Annotated in this window: 1 protein-coding gene and 2 pseudogenes; all 3 read right to left on the bottom strand. The window is 57.4% G+C overall.

The genetic code is table 11. The features are described 5' to 3' along the window. Nucleotides 1-758 (bottom strand): annotated as a pseudogene (locus tag B2590_RS01395) (NADH-quinone oxidoreductase subunit N); the annotation flags it as partial. A gap of 359 nt (nt 759-1,117) precedes the next feature. Further along, nucleotides 1,118-1,246: a hypothetical protein gene (locus B2590_RS01390; RefSeq protein WP_286847793.1), complete on the bottom strand. Its 129-nt coding sequence runs from the start codon at nt 1,244-1,246 to the stop codon at nt 1,118-1,120. Nucleotides 1,247-1,311: 65 nt separating this feature from the next. Then, nucleotides 1,312-1,545, bottom strand: a pseudogene (locus tag B2590_RS01385) (haloacid dehalogenase); the annotation flags it as partial.

The following is a 1,545-nucleotide window of genomic DNA, read 5'->3' as shown; positions in this document are numbered from 1 at the left end:
AGGTGTATTCCCCGTACGCTTACTCCCAACCAGCGATAGCAGAAAGATAACCATTGCGAGGCCAATAAGCGGCTGGGCGCGACCCAATCCGTCAAAATTGTTCAGAGTCCGTCCAGTACTGGCGGCAACGGCGAAAGCGCCCAGGTTCATGGCCGCATAGGCTGCGGCAAACAGGATGATGGATGGCAGCGCAAGCTCACTTGCGCCGACTGCGAGGATGCCCAGAAGAAAATAGCCGGATTGGCAATCGACGAATAGGCAAGCAGCCGAATCACGTTAGTCTGAGCAAGCGCGGCCAGGTAGCCATAGGTCATGGTCAGAACAGCCAGACCGGCGATGATGGCGGTCCAACCACTTTCCGGGGGTAGATCGCGAACCACCTGAGCGAGTGCGAACAGAGCACCGATCTTGGGCACCACTGACAGGTAGGCCGCTATTGACAGTGGCCCACCCTCATAGGCATCTGGCGCCCAGAAATGGAATGGAACCAGCGAGGCTTTGTAACCCAGACCGACAACCACCGCCACGAACCCAAGAAGAACCGCCATTGGCATGGTATCCATACCAGGAAGATCCGCGAGTAACGTGGATCCCGCAGCGCCGAACCAGTAACTCAGGCCGAAAATCATGATCGCACCTGTGACCGAGGCGAACACGAAAAACTTCATGGCGGCCTCAGTGGCAGGGTCGGTATCCGGGTAGGCAACCAAGGCAAAGGTGGCCAGGCCCGTTAATAATGTGCCCAGTATAAGGAACATCGTATCACCCGCACCTGCCAGAACGAGCGCGCCAATGGTGGCAAAGCACAGCAGATTGTAAACCGTGACCTCTCGCACGGTGCCTCTCACATCCACTCTCGCCAAAAATATGGCGAGGATGGTGGCCGGCAGCAGAATGAGTTTGGCCCACACACTGAGTTCGTCAACCCGGAAACTGCCACCAAACACCGTTGTGTCTTCACCGATCAGACCGACGGTCAGAGCCGTGGCGACGATCAGACCGCTAACGGCGACCAGCAGCGCAATGTGTGGCCTACGCAGCATTTCCGCGATCAGCGCACCGACAGCCGTCAACAGTACGGCAATTTCAGGAATCAACAGTGCAAGATCACGAGCCATCACAGTGCCAGCGCCGATGTAGTGCGGTGGATGATACCCAGCACCCAGGAGGGTGCCACGCCAGTGCCGACAGTGAGCACCAGCAATGGCCCCACAGCAAGCCACTCACGAGCGCTCAAATCAGGCATGGTCTGCCAGCGCTGCCGGGGCTCGCCCAGAAAGGTTTCCCGCAGTGCTTTAATGATTCAGAAGTTCATTGCTTTGACCCGAGTTTCACCACCCTCAAACGCAGCGCATTCACGATCACGCTGACCGATGACAGCGACATGGCGGCCGCTGCAAAAATGGGCGACAGCAGTATCCCGAAAAACGGGTACAAAACCCCTGCCGCTATCGGAACACCGGCGGAGTTGTAAACGAAGGCGAAAAACAGGTTCTGACGGATATTGCGCATGGTCGCCAGAGACAAACGGCGCGCCTCGACAAT

Source organism: Marinobacter sp. UBA3604 (assembly GCF_002375325.1).
Taxonomy (GTDB): Bacteria; Pseudomonadota; Gammaproteobacteria; order Pseudomonadales; family Oleiphilaceae; genus Marinobacter; species Marinobacter salarius.
Note: the sequence above shows the minus strand (reverse complement) of the source record. Positions and strands in the feature narration are given on the sequence as shown.

Excerpts from the sequence above, each read along its gene's own strand:
- B2590_RS01390 (WP_286847793.1), bottom strand. The coding sequence starts at position 1,246 with ATGCCTGATTTGAGCGCTCGTGAGTGGCTTGCTGTGGGGCCATTGCTG.